21 protein-coding genes are annotated in these 25019 nt (G+C 67.9%); 13 read left to right on the forward strand and 8 right to left on the reverse strand.

The features are described 5' to 3' along the window. Positions 1–212 precede the first annotated feature (212 nt). On the forward strand, positions 213–1250 hold the full coding sequence (locus tag VFZ09_RS16930) for a YihY/virulence factor BrkB family protein (protein ID WP_329728613.1): 1038 nt from the start codon (positions 213–215) through the stop codon (positions 1248–1250). Between the two features lie 44 nt (positions 1251–1294). Here VFZ09_RS16930 and VFZ09_RS16935 read toward each other — a convergent pair whose 3' ends face one another. The 5 genes from VFZ09_RS16935 to VFZ09_RS16955 all read right to left on the reverse strand — a co-directional run bounded on the left by VFZ09_RS16935 (position 1295) and on the right by VFZ09_RS16955 (position 5346). Next, the gene (locus tag VFZ09_RS16935; RefSeq protein WP_329728614.1) at positions 1295–2893 is read right to left on the reverse strand and encodes an ABC-F family ATP-binding cassette domain-containing protein; all 1599 of its coding nucleotides are present in this window, start codon (positions 2891–2893) and stop codon (positions 1295–1297) included. Positions 2894–3087: 194 nt separating this feature from the next. After that, positions 3088–3537, reverse strand: a complete 450-nt coding sequence (locus VFZ09_RS16940; protein ID WP_329728615.1) for a hypothetical protein — start codon at positions 3535–3537, stop codon at positions 3088–3090. A 78-nt stretch (positions 3538–3615) separates the two neighbouring features. After that, complete coding sequence (locus tag VFZ09_RS16945; protein ID WP_329728616.1) at positions 3616–4041, reverse strand: hypothetical protein; 426 nt, start codon at positions 4039–4041, stop codon at positions 3616–3618. A 14-nt stretch (positions 4042–4055) separates the two neighbouring features. After that, positions 4056–4523, reverse strand: coding sequence for an HNH endonuclease (locus VFZ09_RS16950; RefSeq protein WP_329728617.1), 468 nt, complete (start codon positions 4521–4523; stop codon positions 4056–4058). 622 nt (positions 4524–5145) lie between these two features. Further along, entirely contained in the window at positions 5146–5346 is a 201-nt protein-coding gene (locus VFZ09_RS16955) for a hypothetical protein (protein ID WP_329728618.1), read from the reverse strand. A gap of 149 nt (positions 5347–5495) precedes the next feature. Between VFZ09_RS16955 and VFZ09_RS16960 the strand changes: the two genes are divergently transcribed. From VFZ09_RS16960 to VFZ09_RS16995, 8 genes are all read left to right on the forward strand, one after another. Continuing rightward, positions 5496–7010, forward strand: coding sequence for an alkaline phosphatase D family protein (locus tag VFZ09_RS16960; RefSeq protein WP_329728619.1), 1515 nt, complete (start codon positions 5496–5498; stop codon positions 7008–7010). A gap of 119 nt (positions 7011–7129) precedes the next feature. Beyond that, entirely contained in the window at positions 7130–8899 is a 1770-nt protein-coding gene (locus tag VFZ09_RS16965; RefSeq protein WP_329728620.1) for a DUF262 domain-containing HNH endonuclease family protein, read from the forward strand. 67 nt (positions 8900–8966) lie between these two features. After that, positions 8967–9167, forward strand: a complete 201-nt coding sequence (locus VFZ09_RS16970; RefSeq protein WP_329728621.1) for a hypothetical protein — start codon at positions 8967–8969, stop codon at positions 9165–9167. A gap of 45 nt (positions 9168–9212) precedes the next feature. After that, complete coding sequence (locus tag VFZ09_RS16975; protein WP_329728622.1) at positions 9213–10040, forward strand: ion transporter; 828 nt, start codon at positions 9213–9215, stop codon at positions 10038–10040. 117 nt (positions 10041–10157) lie between these two features. Next, positions 10158–11681 (forward strand): vanadium-dependent haloperoxidase, encoded by a 1524-nt coding sequence (locus VFZ09_RS16980; protein ID WP_329728623.1) that lies wholly within the window; start codon positions 10158–10160, stop codon positions 11679–11681. An 84-nt stretch (positions 11682–11765) separates the two neighbouring features. Next, positions 11766–12959, forward strand: a complete 1194-nt coding sequence (locus VFZ09_RS16985; protein WP_329728624.1) for an LLM class flavin-dependent oxidoreductase — start codon at positions 11766–11768, stop codon at positions 12957–12959. A 126-nt stretch (positions 12960–13085) separates the two neighbouring features. After that, a complete protein-coding gene (tgt, locus tag VFZ09_RS16990; protein ID WP_329728625.1) occupies positions 13086–14264 on the forward strand; it encodes a tRNA guanosine(34) transglycosylase Tgt in 1179 nt (392 codons plus the stop codon). A 4-nt stretch (positions 14265–14268) separates the two neighbouring features. Then, complete coding sequence (locus VFZ09_RS16995; RefSeq protein ID WP_329728626.1) at positions 14269–15117, forward strand: MnmC family methyltransferase; 849 nt, start codon at positions 14269–14271, stop codon at positions 15115–15117. 53 nt (positions 15118–15170) lie between these two features. Here VFZ09_RS16995 and VFZ09_RS17000 read toward each other — a convergent pair whose 3' ends face one another. Then, positions 15171–15800 carry a TIGR02265 family protein gene (locus tag VFZ09_RS17000; RefSeq protein WP_329728627.1) on the reverse strand — a complete coding sequence of 210 codons (630 nt, stop codon included), beginning with the start codon at positions 15798–15800 and terminating at the stop codon, positions 15171–15173. Positions 15801–16028: 228 nt separating this feature from the next. Here VFZ09_RS17000 and VFZ09_RS17005 point away from each other — a divergent pair, with 228 nt between their 5' ends. The 3 genes from VFZ09_RS17005 to VFZ09_RS17015 all read left to right on the forward strand — a co-directional run bounded on the left by VFZ09_RS17005 (position 16029) and on the right by VFZ09_RS17015 (position 19340). Further along, positions 16029–16322, forward strand: coding sequence for a type II toxin-antitoxin system prevent-host-death family antitoxin (locus tag VFZ09_RS17005; protein ID WP_329728628.1), 294 nt, complete (start codon positions 16029–16031; stop codon positions 16320–16322). A 47-nt stretch (positions 16323–16369) separates the two neighbouring features. Continuing rightward, positions 16370–16672, forward strand: a complete 303-nt coding sequence (locus tag VFZ09_RS17010; protein ID WP_329728629.1) for a type II toxin-antitoxin system RelE/ParE family toxin — start codon at positions 16370–16372, stop codon at positions 16670–16672. Between the two features lie 109 nt (positions 16673–16781). Further along, complete coding sequence (locus VFZ09_RS17015; RefSeq protein WP_329728630.1) at positions 16782–19340, forward strand: DEAD/DEAH box helicase; 2559 nt, start codon at positions 16782–16784, stop codon at positions 19338–19340. A gap of 7 nt (positions 19341–19347) precedes the next feature. Here VFZ09_RS17015 and VFZ09_RS17020 read toward each other — a convergent pair whose 3' ends face one another. Then, on the reverse strand, positions 19348–20430 hold the full coding sequence (locus VFZ09_RS17020; RefSeq protein ID WP_329728674.1) for an efflux RND transporter periplasmic adaptor subunit: 1083 nt from the start codon (positions 20428–20430) through the stop codon (positions 19348–19350). Between the two features lie 2 nt (positions 20431–20432). Next, entirely contained in the window at positions 20433–22121 is a 1689-nt protein-coding gene (locus VFZ09_RS17025; protein WP_329728631.1) for a peptidase domain-containing ABC transporter, read from the reverse strand. 199 nt (positions 22122–22320) lie between these two features. Here VFZ09_RS17025 and VFZ09_RS17030 point away from each other — a divergent pair, with 199 nt between their 5' ends. Continuing rightward, positions 22321–24990: a phosphoenolpyruvate carboxylase gene (locus VFZ09_RS17030; RefSeq protein ID WP_329728632.1), complete on the forward strand. Its 2670-nt coding sequence runs from the start codon at positions 22321–22323 to the stop codon at positions 24988–24990. The last annotated feature ends 29 nt before the right edge of the window (positions 24991–25019 follow it).

The following is a 25019-nucleotide window of genomic DNA, read 5'->3' on the forward strand; positions in this document are numbered from 1 at the left end:
ATTGGCTGCTCCAGCATCCAGGGCGCGGACGGGCAGGCGGGCGCTCGCTCCCTTCACCCGTGGCCGAGGATGCTTGCTCATGGGCGGGCTCTATACCTCATCCCCCGGGTGCTCCGGGAGGAGGCGGGCAGACGGCCTCAAGTGGCCGGGAGACCGGGTGGGGCAGGGGAGCGGAATGCGCATCCTTGGACTGTCACCTAGGAGGAGGCGCGATGGTGCTCCCGGGCAAGGGAATGAGTTGGAAGGAGTTCTTCACCGAGGTGAAGAACGAATACAAGAACGACAAGATCAGCAACGTGGCCGGCTCGGTCACGTTCTTCGCCGTGCTGGCGCTGTTCCCGTTCCTGCTGTTCCTCGTGGCGCTCGCGAGCCTCGTCATCGATCCCGCCCAGGCCGAGGTGCTCATCCAGGAGCTGGGCCGGGTGGCACCGGAGGCGGTGACGCAGATCGTGGGCCAGCGCCTGCACGACCTGGCGGCGGGCAACAACGTGGGCCTGCTGACGGTGGGTGCGTTGGGCGCGGTGTGGGCGGCCTCGGGCGGCGTGGTGGCGATGATGGACGCGCTCAACACCGTCTATGACGTGGAGGAATCGCGGCCCTTCTGGAAGGTGCGGGGCATCGCCATCCTGATGACGCTGGGCGGCGCGGTGCTCTCCATCCTCGCCTCGTTGGCCATGGTGGCCACGCCGGCCGTGGCGAAGTTCCTCGGGGAGCCGCTCGGCACCCTCGTCATGTGGCTGCGCCTGCCCTTCGCCGGCCTGCTCATGATGTTCATCCTGGCGCTCGTCTACTACCTGCTGCCGGACGTGAAGCAGTCCTTCAAGTTCATCACGCCCGGCTCGGTGCTGGGCGTCGTCGTCTGGTTGATCGCGTCCTGGGGCTTCTCGCTGTACGTGCGCAACTTCGGCAGCTACGACGCGAACTACGGCGCGCTCGGCGGTGTCATCGTCATGCTGCTGTGGATGTGGATCTCCTCGCAGGTCATCCTGCTGGGCGCGGAGATCAACGCCGTGCTCGAGCACAAGTCGCCCGAGGGCAAGTCTCCGGGCCAGAAGCGGCCGGGCCAGGGCGGCCCCCGCATGACCAAGGGAGAGAAGCGGGAGCAGGAGCAGAAGGAGCTGGAGGAGCGCCTGCGTCCCTCGCCTCCGCCGCGGCCCGCGCCGGCCCGGATGACGCCGCTGGGGGCGGCGACCACCTGGGCCACGGGCTTCGGGCTGGGGTTGTTCCTCTTGCGCCGCGGCAACCGGTAACGGCCCTCGCGGACGCGCCGCGAGCGCCTCGGCCCGCCGCCTGGCTAGCGACGCTGGGCGGCGTGGTACGGGTTCTTCTCGAGGAACTCGGCGAAGGTGCCGTTGAAGTCGCTGACCGGCTTGCCCTCCTCCAGGCTCCAGATGCGGGTGGCCACCTCGGAGATGAGCTCCTGGTCGTGCGTCACGATGATGGCCGTGCCCTCGTACTTCTGCAGACCCTCGGCGAGCGCGCTGATGGACTCCAGGTCCAGGTGGTTGGTGGGCTCGTCGAAGATCAACATGTTGTCCATGTTGAGCATCAGCTTGCAGAGCAGCAGGCGCACCGTCTCACCACCGGACAGGGTGTCGGTGGGCTTCATGCGCTCCTCGCCGGAGAAGAGCATGCGGCCGAGCACCCCGGAGATCTCCTCGTTGGTGAGCTTGGTGTTGATGTCGCGCAGCCACTCGAAGGCGGTGGTGCCCTTGCGGATGGTGCCGTGGTGGTCCTGCGGCAGGTAGCCCATGGCGGCCTGGTGGCCCCAGGTGAGCTTCCCCGCGTCCGCCTCGATCTGCCCGGCGAGCATCTTCACCAGGGTGGACTTGCCCACGCCGTTGCGGCCGATGACGCAGATCTTCTCGCCCTTGCAGATGAGGCCGCTGAAGGGCTTGATGACCGTCTGGCCGTCGTAGCTCTTGGTGAGCCCGTCGAACTGCAGCGTCTGCTTGCCGCTGGCCTGCTTCACATCGAAGCGGATGAAGGGCCGCGCGATGTTCGAGCGCTTGAGATCATCCGTCTTCAGCTTGTCGATCTGCTTGATGCGGCTCTGCACCTGGGAGGCGCGCGTACCGGCGTGGAAGCGGGCGACGAAGTCCTGCAGCTGGGCGATCTTCTTCTTCTTCTCGGAGACCTCGGACTCGACGCGGCTGCGCAACTGGGCCTTCTGGCGCACCATGTCGTCGTAGCCACCGTTGTACTGGATGATGGTCTCGTAATCGATGTCCGCGATGTGCGTGCAGATGGAGTTGAGGAAGTGCCGGTCGTGGCTGATGGTGATGAGCACGCCCTCGAAGGCCATGAGGAACGTCTCCAGCCAGCGGATGGAGTCGATGTCCAGGTTGTTGGTGGGCTCGTCGAGCAGCAGGCCCTGGGGCTTGCCGAAGAGGGCCTGGGCGAGCAGCACGCGCAGCTTGAGGCCGCCGGTGAGCTGCTTCATGGGGCCCTCGTGGGAGGCCGCGGGGATGCCGAGACCCTCGAGGAGCGAGGCGGCCTCGGACTCGGCGCTGTAGCCGTCCTCCTCGGCGATGACCATCTCGAGATCGCCGAGGCGGTTGCCATCGTCGTCGGAGATGTCGGACCTGGCGAGGATGGTGTCCTTCTCCTTCATGGCGTCCCAGAGGGCCTTGTTGCCCATGAGGACGACGTCGAGGACGCGGTTGTCCTCGTAGCGGAAGTGGTCCTGGCGGAGGATTCCCAGCTTCTTGGGCCGGGAGATGGTCCCCATGTCGGCTTCCTCGTCTCCGGCGAGGATCTTCATGAACGTGGACTTGCCCGCCCCGTTGGGGCCGGTGAGGCCGTAGCGGCGGCCGGGCGAGAAGGCGACGTTGACCTCCTCGAAGAGCTTCTTGGGCCCGTAGGCCTTGGAGACGTTGACGATGGTGAACATGGGGGGCGCTTTCTAGCGGAAGGGGTAGGCGGCCGAAAGGCGCGCGACACGTTGAATTCGCCGGGACCGGCGGTGAAGACCCCTTGTAACCCCACTCGCTGGGCTTTCTATGCCCCCGGAAGGCACCGGCGAGGCGCCAGGGGCAGGCGGCAATGTGGGATAACCCCCAGGCCCCTGGCTGCCCGGCTGGTGGACTAGGGGCGAGGGGGCACGGTGGCCGCCTGGCCCGGGGGTTCCGGGGAGATGAGGTCCATGCCGTTGAAGACCCGTCCATTCAGACGGCGCGCCAGTTCCAGCGCGGCCTTCAGGAAGACGTCCTCGGAGAAGACTTCAGAGGTTCCCACGACGCCGACCAGCCACTTGGTTCCACCCACGAAGCGAAGCAATTCGGTCTTGGCGGGTTCAGGGAGGTCCTCACGTCGCCAGAAGTGACCGCTGGTACCCAGGATGATCCTGCTGAACGGATCCAGCGGTCCGGTGTACTCCAGGGAATTGAACGTGAGCGTTCCCTGGGCGCTCTTGAAACTGGCGGAGTTCCATCGCTCGGGTTCACCCTCCCAGTGCAACAACCACCCGGGAAGCACATCCCGCACAGCCTCGATGGCTTGGTGATCAACGACCGGGCTGTAGATGGTGCACCGCACGCTGCCTTCCTCTCTTACCTGGGACGCTCACCGGATGTCCCCGTCTACCAGGTGACAGGGGACCGTCCCAGTTCGAGCCTAGACTCGTGGCTCGGGGGAGATGAGGTCCATGCCGTTGACGAAGACCCTTCCGTTCAGGCGGCGCGCCAGCTCCAGCGCGGCCTTCAGGAAGACGTCTTCGGAGAGGACCTCCGAGGTTCCCACGACGCCGACCAGCCACTTGGTATGTGCCACGAAGTCCTGCAACTCCTCCCTGACGGGTTTGGGAAGATCCTCGCGGCGTCCAAAATAACTGTAGCTACCGAGGATGATCTTGCCGAACTGATCCATCGGTCCCGTGAACACCAAGGAGTTGAACGTGAGCGTTCCCTGGGCACTCTTGAAGATCGCGGAACTCCATTGCTCGGGTTCGCCCTCCCAGTGCAGCAACCACCCGGGAAGCACATCCCGCACGGAATGGACAGCCTGATGATCAATGACCGGGCTGTAGATGGTGCAACGCACGTTTCTTCCTCTCTTTACCGGGGACGTCCACCGGAATTCTCCCGGCCTCCAGAATGGCCCGTACGAGCATGCGTGTCACGATCAACCAGTTGGAGCGTCAATCCGTCTTCATGGTGATGCCAGGTCAGCCCCGGAATGCGCGGCCAGCCCTTGTTGATGGCCTCGAGTTGCTCTGGGGTAAAAATGGCTTTCATCACTGGTTTTTGCTCCAGTGTTTCCCGGAGTTGGCGTGAAGCCTCCGTGAACTGGCGGGTGTCGCTCACCTCGGGGCCGCGGAGTTCCTCGGGGATGATGATCTCCACGATGGGTTCGAAGACCGGGTAGCCACCGCTGTTGTAGAGAACCCCCGTCACCGGATGTTTCTGGCCCGCCATGTGCTCGTTCTTGTGCGAGCGGGCCTTCTCGCATTCCGAGACCTGGCCGGGCGCGTGGGCCGTGCCCGGGAGGAGGACGAGCGCGGCGACCCGGACCCAGAAGGGCATGGGGAGTGCGATGGGCTGGGGCGCCCTGTCTGGCGGTGACTGCACGGCCGTGGGGCTCGGCGTCGGTGATGGGATGGGAGGCCGCGGCTGGGGGCTCGGCGCGATGCGGGGCGGAGACGAGGGCTCGCCCGGCGCATCCAGGCCCGGTGGTGGAGGGCCCGGCCGGAACACGGGCTTCGGTGCGGGGACATCCGCATGGCCGGACGGATGGGCCATGAGCCGCAGGGTCCCCTGCCTCATGGGCGCGAAACCGGTGGAGGGGCCCGCCGGTGCCCGTTCCCCCTCCCGCGCCTCTCCGGCGTGCCACGCTTCGTCCCTGGCGCTCGTTTCATCCAGGAACGAGGGCGTGAGCGGGCGGTACCTGGAGTGGGCGAGCAGGCCCCCCACAGGTGGCCGCAGGGGCCTCCGCGAGGCACACCCGACGGAGAGTACCCACGCTGCCAGCACCAGAGCCCATGTCCCCGCGCGATGAAGACAGGGGCGCGGGCCCCGGGAGGACTGGAGCGGCCAGGTGCCGGAACGCGGAGGCATGTCGGACCTCTTCCCTGGAAGCGATAGGAGCTCGGGACTTCACTCCTGGATTACAGGGAAGGTCTGACAGTCAGGTTCCGTGCGCTCTTGCTCAGGTGTGGCCGACGAGGACCCCGGGGCCGACGTAGACGGTGCCCGCCGGGCGCAGGATGTAGGTCCCCGTCGAGACGTCGTAATAGATGTTCGCGGTTCCGCCAGTCACCGCCCGCGCCTCGCCCTCGGTGAGCTCGGGGAGCCGCGAGAGCACCTCCGCACCGCGCCGGGACGCCTGGTTCTTGTTCATCGTCCTCATGTCCGTATCCCTCCTGACTGCGTTTCGTTCAGAGGGGTTACGCGCCCGGCCCGCGTTTGGATGGGTGCGGCTCCGTGGCTCGGAACACGCCCGGCTGGCTGCCCGGTGCTTACTGTGTGCTGCGGCCCGGGCCGTGGAATGATGGGGGCATGTCGAGGCCGCTGATCACCACCGTGGGTTGCTGCACCAGCACCACCGCCCGCATCGCCATCACCGCGAAGAATGGCCTCTCCCATGCCCGGCTCGCGTTCCGCTCGGGGGAGGGCGCCCTCCAGGAGCGCACCCTGCGCCTGTGCCGGCCCGAGGGCTCCTCCTTCCTCCACGGCTCGTTCGAGCTGGAGGGGCTCGCCGTGTCCTCCACGGTCGAGTACGCGGTGGCCGTCTCGTCCTCGGAGGAGGGGCTTCCCTCGCTCCAGGAGCTCTCGTGCGCGAGCGGCCTCTCCCGCTTCCGGCTGCTGCCTCCGCCCGGCCAGCCGCTGCGCATCGGCCTGGTGAGCTGCAATGGCTGCCACACGGTGACCGAGCCCTCCCGGCGCCATGCCATGTGGAAGCGGCTCGGCGAGGTGGTCGCGGCGGGGGAGGTGGACCTGCTCATCCACCTGGGAGATCAAATCTACGCGGACCACATCCGCGAGGCGTGGCAGCGCGCCGGCCACGATGACTGCCTGACGCCCCAGAACGAGGAGCTGATGCAGCGGCTGCGCGAGTCCTTCCGCGCCGTGTATTGCGAGACGTGGCAGCGGCCGGAGATCGCCGCGGTGCTCGGCTCGGTGCCCTCGATGATGATGTGGGACGACCACGACATCTTCGACGGATGGGGCTCCCACGACGAGGTGTCTCCCGCGGACCGCGCCTTCTTCGAGGCCGCGCGGATGGCCTTCTCGGAGTTCCAGCAGCGCCTGAACCCTCCGGGCTTCAGCGACTCGTTCGGCTTCGGGTGGGTGAGCAATGGCCTCGGCGTGCTGGTGCTCGATGGGCGCTCGCACCGCAACTGGCGGGAGCAGACGATCATCGGCCGCAAGCAGTGGGCCGAGACCGATGCGTGGCTGGAGGCCCAGCTGAACGCGGGGCTCAAGCGGCTCTTCGTCGTCACGGGCGTGCCCCCGCTGCATGCGAAGGTGGCCGCGGCCAGCAAGATCCTGGAGAAGCTCGGGCTCACCTCGTTCCTCGGGGACGTGCGGGACTCGTGGATGGAGCCCAACAACGCCGAGGAGCTGCGCAAGCTGCTCAACCGGCTCTTCGACTTCCGCAAGCGCGCGCCCGGCACCGAGGTGACGTTGGTGGGCGGAGACGTGCACGTGGGCACGACGGCCCGCCTGCGCTCCCAGATGCCCTCCCACAAGCGCAATGACTCCGATCAGCCGGAGATCACCCAGGTGGTCTCCAGTGGCATCGGCTCCGAGCCGCCCACCGGCCTCCTCCGCAAGGTGGTGGAGTTCGGCATCGGCTCGGACGCGGTGGACATGTACCAGGACCTCTTCTGCGGGAGGCTGCTGGAGCTGCCGGGCAACCCGGATGGGCGGCTGCTCTTCCGGCGGAACTTCGCCGTGCTGGACCTGGGATCGACTGGGAAGGACGGGTGGGATTCCGACGGGAACCTGCGCGTGCGCTACTACGCCGAGGGCCTGGAGCGCCCCATCGAACAGACGCTGCTGGCGCTCTAGGCGCCTGTAAACCACCCTAAGGCCCGACCATCTGAAGTATGGTGCGTGACATCCAACAGTGTCGCTTCGAAACCTAAATCTCAAGGATCACCATAAACGGCTAGTTCGAGCAAAAGTAGATGCTGTTTCGACTTGCCAATCCGACACAGGACTTTTCGATGAATACGCCTCAAATAATTCCAGAGTCATTCGAGCCCACGAGAAAAACTCTCGGTACAATTCTCAGCTTCGCAGAACCGCAGGTTCTGCGGGTGCCCCCTTATCAGCGGCATTATAGTTGGGAGGATGAGCAGGTGAAGAGCTTCTGGGACGACTTGGTTGCCTTTCGAGGGCGCCATCCCGGAGAAGCCATTCAGAAAAAGTTCTATTTTCTTGGTGCGGCAGTGTTGGTCAACACTGGGAGTGAGTATCTAATCCTGGATGGCCAGCAGAGGTTGTCGACAGCTACCATACTTCTCGCGGCGATGCGTGATGTCATCCGCAATGCAAATCGTGCTGCTGCTGATCAAGTTCAGAACCAGTATTTGCTGCGTGAGGATTACTTCAAGGGCAAAAAGAATCCGAAGCTTTTGATGAATGATAGCGACAGGGATTTTTTCCGCCAGCATATCCAAGAGTTCAGCGACGCTCCGCCCGTTGCTCCAAAGAAGACGGCTCCGCGTTCGCACCATCGGATCGCAAAGGCCTACAAAATATTTCGCGATCGACTAGAGCAAGGCTGGATCAAAGCCCGATCGAAAGAGGACGACATTAGTTGGATTGGAGGTCTGCTACAGGCCTTGACGGAAAACATGGCTCTTGTTGCGGTGACAGCTACTGATGAAGACAGTGCTGCCTCGATCTTTGAGACCCTCAATGATCGTGGCATCGGTCTAAGCGTTAACGACCTCTTGCGTAGCTGGGTGCTCTCCAAGGTTGATGAGGAACAACGCGCTGACGCTTTGGACTTCTGGAACAAGGCCGAAGCCGATGCAGGCCAAGGCCGCGGTGCTGGTGACCTGATTCGCCGCTCATGGGTTTCGACGCATGGTGATGTCAAAGCCCGCAGTCTATACCGAACGGTGAAGTTCACCCTTGAGGGTGAGGCGGACAAATCAGGGACAGCGCTCTCTGAGGTTTGTCTCGATTTTTCTCGTCGGATTCGGGACGACGCAAAGAATTATGAGCAACTCGTAAGCGCAGAGCATGAGGATCTTGAGACTGCCGAGCTGTGGCGATTTTTTATGAGTGCGAAGGCAACTGCGGCACATGCCACTCTCCTGGCGGCGATGCGCGAGCTTCAAGACGCCGAGGTGCGTGTACTGACGCGTGCGCTCGAATCTCTCATTGTGCGACACAACATCATTTGTGCTCGGGACCGTTCTGAATTCGAGACCGCCGTATATGAAGCGGCAGTCAACATCTCTTCGAAGAAGGGGCTGGCCTCTGCGCTGGAGAGGCTGCGAGCCCTGTCTCCGGATGAGCAAGAGTTTTCCGCGTTGTTTGCAAAGGTTTCTTTCAAGAAACAGCAGGCAACAATTGCGCAGCACCTCCTCAGGAGGCTGGAAGCCCGTCTTTCTCCCAGCGAGGAGACTTTTGTCGCTCAGGCAAAGAAAGTTCATTTGGAGCATATCTACCCCCAGCAGCCCACTACGAAATGGGAGCACCATGCGGATTATGTGGACCGGCTTGGCAACCTGACATTGCTGGCTCAAAAGCTAAACAGCGGTGCGAGTAACAAAGATTTCAACAAAAAGAAGAGCGAGTACTATTCGAAGAGTGTTTTGAAGCTGAATGAGTATTTCAAGAATGTAGCAACGTGGGGGGCTGCGGAAATCGAGGCACGGCAAGAAAAACTGGCAGAGTTCGCACAGCAGATCTGGCCGAAATCTCTCGTATCCGACCCCTGAGAGGAACGACGTGGTGGGCTTGCTCCGGTTGTGTCGGTCAAGCTCATTCGGCTCGGACTCGGTGGACATGTACCAGGACCTCTTCTGCGGGAGGCTGCTGGAGCTGCCGGGCAACCCGGATGGGCGGCTGCTCTTCCGCAGGAACTTCGCCGTGCTGGACCTGGGCTCGAGCGGGAAGGACGGGTGGGATTCCGACGGGAACCTGCGCGTGCGCTACTACGCCGAGGGCCTCGAGCGGCCCATCGAACAGACACTGCTGGCGCTCTGACACGAAGCGCCCCTCGGGGGACAGGGCGTCGTCTACACTGGCCGCGTGACGCGCCCCTCCGAGCAGAGTCCTCCTCCAGGAATCCGCGCCAGACTCCACGAGATCATCTTCGAGTCGGACACCCCGGCGGGGAAGGCGTTCGACGTGGCGCTGCTGTGGGCCATCCTCCTCAGCGTGCTCGCGGTGATGCTGGAGAGCGTGGGCCCCATCCGTGCGAGGTACGGGCCGGTCATCCGCATCGCGGAGTGGGTCTTCACCGTCCTCTTCACCCTGGAGTACGTGCTGCGGCTCGTCTCGGTGAGCCGCCCCGGGCTCTACGCGCGCAGCTTCTTCGGGCTGGTGGACCTGCTGGCCATCCTGCCCAGCTACGTGAGCCTGATGATGCCCGGGGCGCAGTCGCTGCTGGTGCTCCGTGTGCTGCGCCTGCTGCGCGTCTTCCGGGTGCTCAAGCTGGTGAACTTCCTCGGGGAGGCCGAGGTGCTCCTCACCGCCCTGCGCGCGAGCCGGCCGAAGATCACCGTCTTCCTCGGGGCGGTGCTGAGCACGGTCGTCATCATGGGCTCGGTGATGTACATGGTGGAGGGCGAGGCGAACGGATTCGACAGCATCCCGCGTGGCATGTACTGGGCCATCGTCACCATGACCACGGTGGGCTTCGGTGACATCACCCCCAAGACGGTGCCCGGGCAGTTCATCGCGTCGGTGCTGATGATCCTGGGCTACGGCATCATCGCGGTCCCCACGGGCATCGTGTCGGTGGAACTCGCGGCCGCCTCCCGTCCAGGCCTCAACCCCGAGGCCTGTCCCGGCTGTAGCGCGGAGGGTCATGACGTGGACGCGGTGCACTGCAAGTTCTGCGGCACCCGCCTCTGATCCAGCGCCCTTCTTTCGCGACAAGTCCCGATGGGGTTGCCCCGCGCCGCGTGTCTCTGCGAGCGTCCCGGGGACCTCGGGGCACAACGCCCGCGAGGGCTCATCCTGAAGGCTGACATGCATACACTCCGCGTCCTGATCACAGGCGTCCTCCTCCTGCTCGTGGGGAGCCCCGCGAGCGCCGAGGTGCCCGCCGCACCCGCGTCCACTCCCTCCGCCGCCTACCAGTGGCTGGACATCTCCCTGGAGCTCACGGCGCGCGAGGTGGATCGCCGGGGGGCACGCCCCACGGTGCTGTCGCGCACGTTGGCCATCGCGCTGACGGCCATGTACGACGCCTGGGCCGCCTATGACCCGCGCGCGGTGGGCACGCGCCTGGGCGGCTCGCTGCGCCGTCCCGTGGCCGAGCACACCCTGGCCAACAAGGAGAAGGCCATCGCCTACGCCGCCTACCGCGCCCTGGTGGACGTCTACCCGGACGGGCGGGACTATTGCGCGGAGCAGATGCGTCAGCGCGGCTTCGACCCGGACGACCTGTCCACGGATCCGTCCACGCCGCAGGGGGTGGGCAACCTCGCCGCCGCCGCGGTCCTCGCGTACCGGCGCCATGACGGCTCCAACCAGTTCGGCGACGAGCCGGGCTCCAACGGCGCTCCCTACTCCGACTACACCGGCTACGCGCCCGTGAATCCGCCGGACCGCATCCTCGACCCCAACCGCTGGCAGCCCATCACGTTCGATGACGGGCACGGTGGCAAGGTGACGCCCGGCTTCCTCACGCCGCACTGGTACCGGGTGACGCCCTTCGCGATCGAGTCCAGCAGCCAGTTCCGCCCGCCGCCTCCGCCCCGGGTGGGCTCGTCGCAGCTGCGCCGCGAGGTGAAGGAGAACATCGACTTCAACGCCTCCCTCACTCCCGAGGAGAAGGCGCTCGTCGAGTTCATGCGCGACGGCCCGCGCTCCACGGGCCAGTCGGGCCACTGGCTGCGCTTCGCCCAGGACGTGTCGCGGCGGGACGGCTACGGGTTGGACCAGGACGTGAAGCTCTTCTTCGCCGTGTCCAACGTGGCCATGGACGCCTTCATCGCCGCCTGGGAGGCCAAGCGCTTCTATGACACCTCCCGCCCGTGGACGCTGGTGCGCTACTACGAGGCCGGCAAGGAGCTGTGGGGCTGGGCCGGTCCGGGGCAGGGGGTCGATCGCATCGCCGCCGAGCAGTGGCATCCGTACTCGCCGTCCACGTTCATCACCCCGCCGTTCCCCGGCTATGTGTCGGGGCACAGCGCGGTGAGCGCCGCGAGCGGCCGGATGCTGGAGCTGTTCACCGGCAGCGACACCTTCGGCAAGACGGAGTACCTCACGGCGGGTGCCCTCACGGAGCCGGGCTTCCCGTGCAACGTCATGCAGCAGCGCAAGGGCAAGCTCTCCAAGGACACGGAAGCGGACTGCCAGGTGGCGCTGCACCTGCCCACCTTCAGCGCGACGGCGGAGATGGCCGGCATCTCCCGCGTGCTCGGCGGCTACCACATCCAGGCGGACAACGTGATGGGGCTGGAGCTGGGGCGCCGGGTGGCGGACTTCGTCTGGCCCCGCACCCGCGCCTACTTCGAGGGGACGGCCCAGGTGGGTGAGGCGCCGTAAGCGACTCGATGGGCACGCACAGGCCCATCGTCCGGTGTGCCGGGCGGTGGGCGTGTGTGAAATCCTGGGGTGGGAGGAACGGACATGAGACTCGATGTCTTCTCGGAGATGCAGCACCCCAAGGAGCGCTGGGGTGAGGCCAACCATGAGCACCGCCTGTTCCAGGAGACGCTGGCGCAGGCGAGGCTGGCCGACGAGATGGGGTACGGCGTGTGGTGGCAGGTCGAGCATCACGGGGCGGGGGAGTTCAGCTACAGCTCGGCGCCCGAGTGCATGCTGACGGCGATCGCCATGAGCACGAAGAGGCTGCACGTCGGTCACTCGTCCGTGCTGGCTCCCGCGCGCTTCAACCACCCCATCCGCGTCGCCGAGCGCGCCGCCTTCATCGATCACCTGAGCGGGGGCCGCTTCCAGCTCGGCCTGGCCCGGAGCACCCTCCCCGAGTGGAGGACCTTCAACATCGACCCCGACTCCACCCGGGGGCAGATGCAGGAGGCCTTCGAGATGCTCCCGAAGATGTGGACCCAGGAGTCGTTCTCCTGGGAGAGCCGCGACTTCCAGATCAAGAACCTCAACATCGTGCCGAAGCCCTACCGCAAGCCGCACCCGCCGCTCTGGCAGGCGTGCTCCAGTCCGGCCTCGTTCGAGCAGGCCGGGCGCAATGGCGTGGGGGCGCTCGGGGTGACGCTGTGGGCCTCCCTGGAGGAGGTGGCGGAGATGATCCACATCTACCGCGAGGCCATCCGCAAGCACTGCAAGCCCGTGGGCCAGTACGTGAACGACCAGGTCGCCTTCTTCACCTTCGTGCACTGCGCGGACAGCGAGCAGGAGGCGATGGAGAACGGCGCGGCGAGGGCGGCGGCCCGGTACACCAGCGGCTCCTTCACCTTCTTCGAGGCGAAGGACGCGTTCATCAAGACGGCCGCCGAGCTCGAGGCCATGGCGAAGGATCCGGCCGGGGGCGGGCTGACCGGCCAGTACCTGCGGAAGAAGGACCCGAACGCACCTCACTCCCGGGCGCAGCGCGTCATCGGCCGGATCCTGCAGGGCGAGGACATCCCGGACCAGGAGGTCTGGGAGGTGCTGAGCGAGCAGGAGTCCCTGATCGTCGGAACGAAGGACCAGGTGCGCAAGCGGCTCGAGCGCTACGAGGCGCTCGGCATCGACGCCCTCATGTCCTTCCACCAGGTGGCCCCCATCTCGCACGAGAAGGTCATGAAGAGCCTCCGCCTCACGGGCGAGCTCATCCCGGAGTTCAACACCCCGAAGACGCCCTAGGGACATGTCCGGCACCCGCCTCCGAGTCCGGGAAGCGGGGGGCCACACGGTTGAAACCCGGGCCGGAGGGCCGCCGAGCAGATAGCGGGCATGTCCCGCGCCCGTCGCGGGTATAAGGCGGCGCCAATGGCCGTCCGTTTCGAGCTCGTCACCACCGACCCTACCGGGGCCCGTGCCGGGGTGCTGCACACCCGGCGTGGCTCCATCCCCACGCCCGTCTTCATGCCCGTGGGCACCCACGCCTCCTTCCGCCACCTCGGCATGGAGGAGGTGAAGGCCACCGGCGCGAAGATCATCCTGTCCAACACGTACCACCTGATGCTCAAGCCGGGCATCGACGTGTTCAAGCGCTTCGGCGGCATCCACCCCTTCATGCAGTGGGATGGGGCGGTGCTCACCGACTCGGGTGGCTTCCAGATCTTCTCGCTGCCCGAGGATCGGCTCATCACCGAGAAGGGCGCGCACTTCCGCAGCTTCCACGACAACAGCCGCCAGCTCCTCAGCCCCGAGTCCAGCATCGCCATGCAGCAGGCGATCAACTCGGAGATCATGATGGTGCTGGACGTGTGCATCGACTCGCGCACGGACGAGGCCGGCACCCGTGAGGCCATGGAGCGCACCCACCGCTGGGCCCTGCGCAGCCTCGCGGCCAGGAACCAGGTGGACACGGGCCAGGCCCTCTTCGCCATCGTCCAGGGCGGCGTGCACCCGAACCTGCGCGACGAGAGCGCCGCCTTCCTCACCCAGCACCCCTTCGACGGCTTCGCCATCGGCGGCCTCGCGGTGGGCGAGACGAACGAGGAGCGCAAGGCCATGACGGCCCGCGCCGCCGCGTCGCTGCCCCAGGACAAGCCTCGCTACCTCATGGGCGTGGGCACCCCCACGGATCTGCTCGAGGCCGTGCTGCGCGGCGTGGACATGTTCGACTGCATCATCCCCACGAAGATGGCGCAGCAGGGCTACGCCTATACCTTCCAGGGGCTCGTGCGGATTACCCGTCAGGTGTTCCGGCTGTCGGACGAGCCGTTGGACCCGACGTGCGACTGCCCCGTGTGCAAGCGCTTCAGCCGCGGCTACCTGCAGCACCTCATGAGCGGCAAGCACCACATCGGCTCGCGCATGCTGTCCGTGCACAACGTGCACCACTACCAGCAGCTCACCTGGAAGATGCGCGATGCCATCCTCCGGGGCTCCTACGCGCAGGCCTACCGCGAGCTGAAGCAGCTCGTCGCCACGCCCAAGGATCTCAAGGACGCGAAGCTCGAGGCGGGCGCCGGTGCCGTCACCCTGAAGGAAGTGGGCTGAGCGCGTGGACTCCCAGAACCCTCGGGATGGTGACTTCGAGCTGGTGACGTTGCGCAATGGCTCGCGGGCGGTGCGGCACCTCGGACACGGGGAGGTGATGCACCCCTCGGTGGGCCCGTGGCAGGAGGCGCTGCGCCTCTACGTGGATCAGCCGCGGCTGGCCGAGCGCCTGCGGACCCCGGGCGAGCCGCTCGTCATCCACGACGTGGGGCTGGGAGCGGCCACCAACGCGGTGGCGGCGCTCACCTGTGCGCGCGAGCTGGGCGCCGAGCGCCGGCGGGCCCTGGAGCTGGTGAGCTTCGAGGTGGACCTGGCGCCGCTGCGGCTGGCGCTGGCGGACGCGGCGGGCTTCCCCTTCCTGCAACCCTTCCGCGAGGCGGCCGAGGCCCTCATGCGCGATGGCGTCTGGGAGGCCGAGGGCCTGCGCTGGCGGCTGCACCTGGGGGATGCGCAGGGGCTGATCGACGCGGGGCTGCCGAAGGCGGACCTGGTGTTCTTCGATCCGTTCTCCCCGGCGTCCAACCCGGAGATGTGGACGACCCGGGTGCTGACCCAGGTGAGGGCGTGCTGCCGGGAGGACGGGGAGGGGGCGCTGCTGCTGACGTACAGCGCGGCGACTCCCACGCGCGTCACGCTGCTGCTGGCGGGCTTCTACGTGGGGGCGGGCGTGTCCACGGGAACCAAGGGGGAGACGACGGTGGGAGCCACGCGCCGCGAGTCCCTGGCTCTGCCGTTGGGAGAGCGCTGGCTGGAGCGGTGGCGCCGCTCCTCGTCCCGCGCGCCCCATGGGGAGCCCCTCACGCCGGAGCTCGAGGCGCGGGTGCTCGCCCATCCGCAGTGGCGCGTGGGCTGAGCGCCTCGGGGCGAGCCACCGGAAGGTGCCCCGCCCCTGGAGGTGCTTCGGGACTACGCCGGAGGCCGGGTCGAGGCCTGACCCGCCGCGGAGCCGCGCGCGGCGAGCTCGGGCGAGACGGCGGCGTCGGCCTGCTCGGACCAGCGCACGTGGTAGGTGGCGGACTGGCCGTCGAAGCCCTCGGGGACGACGGCGACGCGCTGGCCGCCGGACAGCTCGGCCGCGCGGGCCAGGGCTCCGGCCACGAAGGTCGGCTGATCCGCGCCGATATCCGTCAGCCAGAACTCCACCTCGGTCGGCCCCCGCTCCACGATTCGCACCTCACTGCAATTGGTGCTGGTCCGGAAACAGAGCCGGGCCTGCGTCAGCGCCCTCCGGGGACCGAGCAGCCGGGCCACGCCCAGCAGCGCCCGCCCGAAGAGGGTGGAGAAGTAGCCATCCATGAAGCGCTCACCGAGGGAGTAGTACGCCGCCTCGGCGGGCATGCCCGCGTAGATGTGGTCCGCCGCGATGCGGAGGAAGTGCTTCCACTGCTCGAGCGTGTAGGTGGGGGTTAGCTTCTGCTCCAGGTCGAGGCCCGCCTCACGCAGGCGCAGACGGCACGCGGGCGTGAGTCGGTTCTCGAGTGCCTTGAGGAAAAGCGCCTCGACGGTCCCTGCATAGACGAGCTTGTCGCCGGTCATAGGCCCCCTGGTATATCCGGTCGGCGGCCGTCCACGCTACATGCCTGTTCAGGCTGCGTGCACTTATGCACGTGAAGTGAACAAAAACCGTGGGTTCGGCGTGAGCCTGGAACACCCCGTGCGCTCCGGTTTGACGGGTGGCACAGGTGCGGGGGTGTGGGAGTGTGTCAGGGGGACTGTTAACGGACCGGATTCGGACTAACGTTTAGACCATCAGGAGGTTCATCCATGCGTCCACTTCGTGTGTCCGATGACATCGTTCCGGTCAGCGACTTCAAGGCTCAGGCATCCGAATGGCTGCGGCGCATCGGGGAGTCCGGGCAGCCGCTGGTCATCACCCAGAACGGCAAGCCCGCTGGTGTCCTGCTCTCGCCCCAATCGTTCGACAGCTTGATGGAGCGGGCTCGTTTCGTCGCGGCCGTGGAGGAGGGGCTCGAAGACGCGGAGTCCGGACGGGTCCATTCACATGAAGCCGTCGTGGCCGAGATGAAGCAGCGGTACCGGAAGTCCGAGCCCAGGTGAGCCAGCGCAAGCCACCACCAGCGCCGGAGGAGTGCCCTTCGCGTGACGTGGTCTGGACGGAGCGCGCCCTGAACGATCTGCGGGCGATTGGCGACTACATCGCCGCGGACAACCCCATGGCCGCGGAGCGATGGGTGGGCCTGCTCATCGCCACCGCCGAGTCCGCCGCGGCCACGCCCTTCGCCGGGCGTGTCGTTCCAGAGCTGCGGCGCGAGGAGGTGCGGGAGGTGTTCCGGAAGGCGTACCGGGTCGTCTACCGCGTCCGGGAGCAGACGATTGAAATCCTCACGGTTTTCGAGGGCCATCGCCGTTTCCCCGGAGAGCTCCTCGCCGGGGATGAAGAGCCCTGATGGGGCCGGAATGGGGGTCGGACTCCTTTCGTTGACCAGGGATGGCCTCGGACGCCGTCATGCACTTTTCCCGGATGGCGGCCTGCCCTCCCGCCTAGAGTCCTGACCAATGGTGACGATCGAAACCTCCCGTGCGCCGCTCGCGGCGCTGCTGCCCGACCGCTCGAAGGGTCCCCTGGATTCCGATGAGATCCTCAGCCGCTTCGTCGGCTGGGTCGAGTCCACCGGCCTGTCCCTCTACCCGGCGCAGGAGGAGGCCATCCTCGAGCTCCTCGGCGGCAAGCACCTGTTCCTCAAGACCCCCACGGGCTCGGGCAAGTCGCTCGTCGCCATGGCCCTCCATTTCAAGGCCATGGCCGAAGGTAAGGTGTCCTACTACACCTGTCCCATCAAGGCGCTGGTCAACGAGAAGTTCTTCGCGCTGTGCGAGGCCTTCGGACCGGAGAACGTGGGCCTGCTCACCGGCGACGCGGCCATCAACCGCGAGGCGCCCATCCTCTGCTGCACGGCCGAAATCCTCGCCAACCTGGCCCTGCGCGACGCCACGCTGAGCGCGGACTACGTGGTGATGGACGAGTTCCACTACTACGCGGACAAGGAGCGCGGCATCGCCTGGCAGATTCCGCTCATCACCCTGCCGCGCACCACGTTCCTGATGATGTCGGCGACGCTCGGGGACACGCACCTCATCGAGGAGCGGCTGCAGGAGTTCACCGGCCGCGAGGTGGCCAGTGTGCGCAGCGCGCAGCGCCCGGTGCCGCTGGACTTCGAGTACCGCGAGACGCCGCTGCACGAGACCCTCCAGGACCTCATCCGGCAGAACAAGGCGCCCATCTACCTGGTGAACTTCTCGCAGCGGGCCGCGGCCGAGCAGGCGCAGAACCTGATGAGCGTGGACTTCTCCACCAAGGAGGACAAGGAGGCCATCCGGCAGGCGCTGATGGAGGCTCCCTTCGACACGCCCTACGGCAAGGACTTCCAGCGCTTCCTGCGCCACGGGATTGGAATGCACCACGCGGGCCTCCTGCCCAAGTACCGGCTGTTGGTGGAGCGGCTGGCGCAGACGGGCCTGCTCAAGGTCATCAGCGGCACGGACACGCTGGGCGTGGGGGTGAACATCCCCATCCGCACGGTGCTCTTCACGCAGCTCTTCAAGTTCAACGGCGACAAGCTGGCCACGCTGAGCGTGCGCGACTTCCAGCAGATCGCCGGCCGCGCGGGCCGCAAGGGCTTCGACACGCAGGGCAGCGTGGTGGCGCAGGCCCCCGAGCACGTCATCGAGAACGTGAAGATCGCCCAGAAGGAGGCCAAGGGTGGCAAGCGCCTGCCGCGCAAGCCTCCGCCGCAGAAGGGCTTCGTCAACTACGACAAGAACACCTTCGAGCGTCTGCAGGGCGGTATCCCCGAGGCGCTCGAGTCGCGCTTCGAGGTGACGCACGGCTTCCTGCTCAACCTGCTGCAGAGCGAGATGGTGGGCGGCGCCGAGGGGTACCAGCGGCTGGTGCGGCTCATCTTCCGCTCGCACGGCTCGGAGTACATCAAGCGCCGCAACCTGAAGGAGGCCGCGGCGTGCTTCCGGACCCTGCGCAACGCGGGCCTGGTGCTCGTGCAGAAGGGGGAGGGCGGCTCGGGCGCGACGGTGGCGGTGGCGCCGGGGCTGCAGCGGGACTTCTCGCTCAACCAGACGCTGTCGCTCTACCTGCTGGACACGCTCAACAAGCTGGACCACGAGGCGGAGACGTACGCGCTGGACGTGGTGACGCTGGTGGAGTCCATCTGCGAGAACCCGGAGGTGGTGCTCTACGCCCAGCTGCACGAGCTCAAGGGCAACAAGATCAACGAGCTGAAGGCCCAGGGCATGGAGTACGACCAGCGGATGGAGGAGCTGGAGAAGCTCGAGTGGCCCAAGCCCAACCGGGACTTCATCTACACCACCTTCAACGCCTTCGCGGAGAAGCACCCGTGGGTGGGCGCGGAGAACATCCGGCCCAAGTCCATCGTCCGCGACATGTTCGAGCGCTACCTGTCCTTCCACGACTACGTGCGCGAGTACGGCCTGCAGCGCAGCGAGGGCGTGCTGCTGCGCTACCTGGGTGACGTCTACAAGGCGCTCACCCAGACGGTGCCCGAGCGCTACCGCAACCAGGAGGTCAACGAGATCATCGAGTGGCTGCGCGCGATGATCCGCTACGTGGACCAGAGCCTCCTGGAGGAGTGGGAGCGGATGAAGAACCCCGGCGAGGTGGTGGTGCGCCGGGCCGAGGCTCCGGACCGCAAGCCGCAGGATCTCACGGACGATCCGCGGGCCTTCGCGGCGCACGTGCGCAACGAGCTGCACCGGCTGCTGCGGGCGCTCGCCTACCGGCGCTACCCGGACGCGCTGGCGCTGCTGCGGCAGGAGGAGGGCGGGGAGCAGTGGACGGTGACGAAGCTCGGGGAGGCGATGACGCCCTACTTCGAGGAGTACAAGAGCGTGGTGCTCACCCCGCAGGCGCGCCGGCCGGCCCACACCTTCCTCAAGGAGACGGGAGAGCGGCAGTGGGAGGCCCAGCAGCGGATCCTCGACCCCGAGGGCCATGCCGACTGGATGCTCGACTGCGTGATCGATCTCACCGGACGCAAGGTGGACGACGGTCCGTTGCTCACCCTGCGCCGCATCGGGACCTGACGCGGCCTCACTTCTTTCCGGCGCCCTCGTCTGGCGCCGCGGTGTCCTTCTCCGCCTCCTTCCCACCCCTGGCCTCCTTGCTCGGAGGGGTGGGGAGCGTGGGCGGGAAGTCATTGAAGCGCCGCCACAGCTCGTAGCCGAGCGGGACCTGGCCCAGCATCACCCAGCCGTGGACGCGCACGCCCTGGCGCAACCAGCGGCTGTCCGGCCAGTCCGCTCCGGGGGAGGGAACGGCGAGGAGACGGAACTGGCCGGGGCGCTCCGTGCCCGCGTCGATGATGGCCACCTGCCCGCCGAACGTCCCCACCGCCGCCGAGGGCCAACCGCTGAACTGCAGGGCGGGCCACCCCTCGAATTGCAGGCGCACCTCCTGGCCGCTCGCGAGCAACGGCAGGTGGTTGCCGTCCATCCACAGCTCCACCGCCTGAGAGCGGGTGTCCGGCACGAGGATGGCGAGCTCCTCGCCCTGCTTGATGTAGATGGTGTCCGCGCCGGCGGTGCGGCGGAGGATGGTGCCGTCACGCGGAGCCGTCACCTGCTGGCGTCCCTGCTGGGCCAGGCGCGTGTTGATGCGCGCCCGCGCCGCCCGGGCGTCGGTGAGATCCTTGAGCATGCTCGCCTCCTTGAGCTGTGCCTCCTCGAGCTGCTTGCGCGCGGAGAGCCCCTGCTCGAGCAGCCGGCGCTGGCGGGTCACGTCGCGGCGTGCCGTCTCCAGCGCCTGTCCGGCGGCGGCCTCCGCGGCCTGGGCCGCCTGCTGCTCCGCCCGCAGGCGCTCCATCAGCTTCGGATCATTGTCCGCGATGCGCGCGATGGGATCTCCCTGCCGCACGTGCGTGCCCTCCTGGACGAACCACTCCTCGAGCCACCCCGCCACGGGGGCGTCCACGCGCTGCTGCCGCTCCGTGGGCGAGTACGCCACCACGTGGCCTTCGCCATGGGCCGTCTGCTGCCAGGGGATGAAGGCCAGCGCCACGGCGAGCAGCAGGAAGAGCACGCCCAGCCAGCGCGCCAGCCTCCGGGCGAAGCCCAGGGGCCGCACCCGCTCGAAGGCACGCACGCGCGGATCCTCCAGGGGCACCCGGTATTTCATGCTCAAGGCCGCACCTCTTCCAGCCGCCCGTCCTCCAGCCGCAGGACCCGATCGCAGCGCGCGGCCAGCTCGGGGATGTGCGTGGTGAGCAGCACCGTCCAGGGCGCCCCGGGCGCCAGTACCGTGTCCAGCACCTGCGTGCGCACGGACGCCTCGAGGCTGTCGAGCGCCTCGTCCAGCACCAGCAGCCGGGGCCGCCCCACCAGCGCGCGGGCCAACATCAACCGCTGGACCTGTCCGGTGGACAGGGGCAGGTGGCCTCCGCTCAGCCACGTCTGAAGGCCCTCGGGCAGTACGGCCACCTCCTCCAGCAGACGCACCGCCGCCAGCGCCTCACGCACCTGGTGCAGCGACAGCTCCTCCCGGCCCATCCGCACGTTGTCCAGCAGTGTCCCATCGAACAGGGCGATGCCCCGCACCAGCGCCACCTGCGAGCGCATGTCCTCCAACCGCACCTCCCGCAGGTCCACCCCATCCAGCTCCACCGCCCCCTGCGTGGGCGTGCGCAGGCCGAGCGCCAGACTCGTCAGCTGGCTCTTTCCCGCGCCGTGCCGCCCCATCACCGCCACCCGGCTGCCCGGAGCCACCTCGAGCGTCACCCCCTTCAGCACGGGGCGTTCCGCTCCCGTCGCGGCCAGCGTCACGTCCTGCAGGCGCAGGGACGCCGGATGCGCCTCTTCAGGGGTCTGTTTGCCGGGCAGGGGCTCGCCGCCCTCGCGCTCCAGCGGCAGGTCGAACAGGTGCCCCACCTTGTCCACCGCGGCCAGCAAGTCGTAGAGGCTCTCCAGGTACTTGCCGATCTTCGCGAAGCTGGAGACCACGGGCGTCACCACCAGCTCGGCGGCCACCAGCTGGCCCAGGGTGAGCTGCTGGCGCACCACCAGCCACCCGCCGAGCCCCAACAACAGCGAGCTCGCGAGCGCCTGTAGCGCCAGGGAGCCGAGCACCTGCCGCAGCAGCACCCGGAAGTGGCCCTGGCGCGCCTCGAGATAGGCCACGGTGACATCATCCGCCCGCCGCAGCGCGAGCGCGGCGCCGTGGGGCCCGGTGAAGGCCATGGGCACCCGGGCGAGCTCCTCCAGCCAGGCCACCACCTCGTACTTCCGGTAGGACTCCTCCACGCTGGTGCGCACCGCGCCCCGCCCCAGGCCGAGGATGACGAAGGCCATGCCCGCCAGCAGCAGCACGTCGAAGCCGAGCAGGAAGGGGCTGTAGAGGGCCAGCAGCACCATCCCGATGACCGACTGCAGCACCAGCGCGAAGCCGTCCAGGAGGATGAGCGCGGTGGCCTTCTGGATGGTCATCACGTCCAGGAAGCGGTTGACCAGCTCCGTGCCCCGGTGCGCGTCCCAGGCCTCCTGCCGTGTGCGCGCCAGCCGCCAGGCCACGTCGATGGCCATGCGCGCGAAGAGCCGTTGCTGGAGCCGCTCGGTCACGGCCACCTGGATGCCCCGGAGCCCACCGGCCAGCACCAGCATTCCGAACACCACCAGCGCGAGCACCACCACCGGCTGCAACAACGTCCCGAAGGCCGCGGTGTTGACGAGCGACTGCGCGGCGATGGGCACCACCAGCGACAGGACGCCCACGGCGATGCCATAGAGGAGCACCACCCACAGGTCACCCCGCTCCGGGGCCATCACCGCCCGCAGCCGCTGCCAGGGCGTGGGGGCGTCCGCTGCATGCGCCATGTCCGCTCATTCCCCCCACCTTCCTCCGTCCTCTCGCGGAAGGTGGCCTCGCACCGTGTGCATCTCCCCGCTGCCCGCCAAGCGTGGAGCGCGTGGGCGGCCCGCCGTTGTCGTCCCGCCGACGCCGGGTGCGACTGGAGGGCGTGTTCTCTCACCGCCGTGGACCGGGGGCGGAAGTGGCACTAGGGTCGCGCCCCGTATGCCTCCCATCCGTCACGTGGATCCGCAGCTGCGCCGGGACGTCCGGCTCCTGGGCCGGCTGCTCGGCGAAGTCCTCATCGAGCAGGAGGGCCAGGCCCTCTTCGACCTGGAGGAGCGCGTCCGGCGCCTCTCCATCCAGCGCCGCCGCGGGCCGAAGACCGAGCGCCGCGCCGCCGCCGCGGAGCTCGCCGCGCTCTTCCGGGAGATGCCCCTGGAGCGCGCCGAGCCCGTGCTCCGCGCCTTCTCCACCTACTTCCGCCTGGCCAACCTCGCCGAGCAGCACCACCGCATCCGCCGCACCCGCGAGCATGCCTCCGGTGGAGCCCAGGGCCCCCAGCGCGGCTCGCTCGACGCGGTGATGCAGGCGCTGAAGCAGGCGGGCATCCCCGCCTCGCGTGTCCGGGAGATGCTCGTCTCCATGCGGGTGACGCTCACCCTCACCGCGCACCCCACCCAGGCGGCGCGCCGCACGATGCTGCAGAAGGTCTACCACCTGGCGCGTCTGCTCGAGGAGCGCGACCGCGGCCACCTGACGCCTCGCGAGAAGGCCGACACCCTCGAGTCCATGCGCGAGGAGATCACCGCCCTCTGGCAGACGGACGAGCTGCGCCGCGAGCGGCCCACCGTGGGCGACGAGGTGAAGAACGTCCTCTGGTACGTGGAGGAGGTGCTCGCCGATCAGCTCGCGCTCATGCCGGAGACGCTCGACTGGTCCTTCGAGCGCGCCTTCGGGGAGCCGCTGGGTGTGCTCGCGACCCCGGTGCGGCTGCACTCGTGGGTGGGCGGAGACATGGATGGCAACCCGCTGGTGACGCCCGAGGTGCTCGCGGACACGCTGCGCGCCCACCGTGCCCGCGGACTGCGCGCCCTGTTGGGTGAGGTGTACCGGCTGGGCTGGGTGCTCACCCAGGCGGAGCCGCATGCCTATGTGTCGAAGGAGCTGCGGGCCTCGCTCGAGAAGGACGCCACGGAGCTGCCGGACGTGATGGCCCGTTATGGCTCGCGCACCACGGGCGAGCCCTGGCGCCGCAAGCTGCGCTTCATGGAGGCCCGGCTCCAGGCCGCCCTGGAGTACGTCGAGGGCCGCCGCGCCGGCCGGACCGAGCCCCTGGCTCCCGCCGCCTACCGCTCGCCCGCGGAGATGTTGAGCGACCTGGAGCTCCTCGAGCGCTCGCTCATCGACGCGAAGTCGAGGCATGCCGGGTTGCGGCAGGTGCGCCGGCTCATCGCCCGGGTGCGGGTCATGGGCTTCCACCTGGCCGAGCTGGAGGCGCGCGCGCCCGCCGAGGACGCCCGGAGCGCCGCCGCGTCGTTGGACGGAGGACCCACGCCCACCGTGGGCGGCGCGCGGCTGCTGGCCGTGCTGCAACGGATTCGCGAGGCCCAGGCCGAGTCCGGTGAGGGGTGCTGCCGGACGCTCATCCTGTCGATGGCCTCCACCGCCGAGGACGTGCTCGCGGCCTTCACGTGCGCGCGCAAGTCCGGCCTGTGGGACGAGGCCCGCGGGTGCGCCACCGTGGACGTGGTGCCGCTGTTCGAGCAGCTCGGCGCGCTCGATGACGGGCCCAAGGTCCTGCGCGAGCTGTTCGCCCACCCCGAGTACCGCAAGCACCTGCAGGCCCGTGGCGTGCAGGAGGTGATGGTGGGGTACAGCGACTCGGGCAAGGAGGTGGGGTTGCTGGCCGCCAGCGCGGCGCTCTACCGGGCCCAGACGGCGCTCACCCAGGTGGCGCACGAGGCGGGTGTGCAGCTGCGGCTCTTCCACGGACGCGGTGAGACGGTGGCCCGCGGCGGCGGCCCCGCGCACGAGGCCATCCTGGCGCTCCCGCCCGGGAGTGTCGCGGGCACGTACAAGGCCACCGAGCAGGGCGAGGCGTTGGATCACAAGTACGCCCGGCCCGAGCTGGCCCGGCGCACCCTGGAGCTGGTGCTGAGCGGAGTGCTGCTGCACTCGCTGGACGCGCAGCCGCGCGTGGCGGCCCAGGAGGAGGCCCCGTTCCGCGCCGCCTTCGACGAGCTGGCCGAGCTGGGCCGCCGCGCCTACCGGGGGCTCGTGTGGGAGGACCCGAACTTCGTGCCGTTCTTCCAGGCGGCCACGCCCATTGAGGAGATCGCCGCGCTGCCCATCGGCTCGCGGCCGAGCAAGCGCGCCGCGGGAGGACTGGAGTCCCTGCGCGCCATTCCGTGGGTGTTCGCCTGGACGCAGAACCGGGCGATCCTGCCGGGGTGGTACGGCGTGGGCACGGCGCTGGAGGAGTACGGCTCGCGGCCCGAGGGCCTCGCGCAGCTCAAGCGCATGTACCGCCAGTGGCCCTTCTTCCACACGGTGATCGACAACGTGGCGATGGTGCTCGCGAAGTCGGACATGGCCATCGCGTCGCGCTACGCGGCGCTGGCACCGGAGTCGACGCGTCCGCTGTGGGAGCGCATCCGCGCCGAATACGCACGCACCCGCCGCTGGGTGATGCGCGTGACGGGCGAGGCGCGCATCCTGGAGAGCAACCGGCAGTTGCGTGACAGCATCGCCCTGCGCAACCCGTACGTGGACCCCATGTCCTTCCTCCAGGTGGAGCTGCTGCGGCGCAAGAGGGCGGGGGCGGCGAACGTGGATCGCCCCCTGCTGCTCACCCTGGCCGGCATCGCCGCGGGCATGCGCAACACGGGGTGAAGTGAAGCTGCCGTGAACGGACCCGAACA

Source organism: Archangium sp., from assembly GCF_036277355.1.
GTDB lineage: Bacteria > Myxococcota > Myxococcia > Myxococcales > Myxococcaceae > Archangium.

What these genes read in the sequence shown, in the direction of transcription:
- VFZ09_RS16930 (WP_329728613.1), top strand. Translation starts at nt 213, where the DNA reads ATGGTGCTCCCGGGCAAGGGAATGAGTTGGAAGGAGTTCTTCACCGAG.
- VFZ09_RS16935 (WP_329728614.1), bottom strand. Translation starts at nt 2,893, where the DNA reads ATGTTCACCATCGTCAACGTCTCCAAGGCCTACGGGCCCAAGAAGCTC.
- VFZ09_RS16950 (WP_329728617.1), bottom strand. Translation starts at nt 4,523, where the DNA reads ATGCCCTTCTGGGTCCGGGTCGCCGCGCTCGTCCTCCTCCCGGGCACG.
- VFZ09_RS16955 (WP_329728618.1), bottom strand. Translation starts at nt 5,346, where the DNA reads ATGAGGACGATGAACAAGAACCAGGCGTCCCGGCGCGGTGCGGAGGTG.
- VFZ09_RS16960 (WP_329728619.1), top strand. Translation starts at nt 5,496, where the DNA reads ATGTCGAGGCCGCTGATCACCACCGTGGGTTGCTGCACCAGCACCACC.
- VFZ09_RS16965 (WP_329728620.1), top strand. Translation starts at nt 7,130, where the DNA reads ATGCTGTTTCGACTTGCCAATCCGACACAGGACTTTTCGATGAATACG.
- VFZ09_RS16970 (WP_329728621.1), top strand. Translation starts at nt 8,967, where the DNA reads ATGTACCAGGACCTCTTCTGCGGGAGGCTGCTGGAGCTGCCGGGCAAC.
- VFZ09_RS16980 (WP_329728623.1), top strand. Translation starts at nt 10,158, where the DNA reads ATGCATACACTCCGCGTCCTGATCACAGGCGTCCTCCTCCTGCTCGTG.
- VFZ09_RS16985 (WP_329728624.1), top strand. Translation starts at nt 11,766, where the DNA reads ATGAGACTCGATGTCTTCTCGGAGATGCAGCACCCCAAGGAGCGCTGG.
- tgt (WP_329728625.1), top strand. Translation starts at nt 13,086, where the DNA reads ATGGCCGTCCGTTTCGAGCTCGTCACCACCGACCCTACCGGGGCCCGT.
- VFZ09_RS17000 (WP_329728627.1), bottom strand. Translation starts at nt 15,800, where the DNA reads ATGACCGGCGACAAGCTCGTCTATGCAGGGACCGTCGAGGCGCTTTTC.
- VFZ09_RS17005 (WP_329728628.1), top strand. Translation starts at nt 16,029, where the DNA reads ATGCGTCCACTTCGTGTGTCCGATGACATCGTTCCGGTCAGCGACTTC.
- VFZ09_RS17015 (WP_329728630.1), top strand. Translation starts at nt 16,782, where the DNA reads ATGGTGACGATCGAAACCTCCCGTGCGCCGCTCGCGGCGCTGCTGCCC.
- VFZ09_RS17020 (WP_329728674.1), bottom strand. Translation starts at nt 20,430, where the DNA reads ATGAAATACCGGGTGCCCCTGGAGGATCCGCGCGTGCGTGCCTTCGAG.
- VFZ09_RS17025 (WP_329728631.1), bottom strand. Translation starts at nt 22,121, where the DNA reads ATGGCGCATGCAGCGGACGCCCCCACGCCCTGGCAGCGGCTGCGGGCG.
- VFZ09_RS17030 (WP_329728632.1), top strand. Translation starts at nt 22,321, where the DNA reads ATGCCTCCCATCCGTCACGTGGATCCGCAGCTGCGCCGGGACGTCCGG.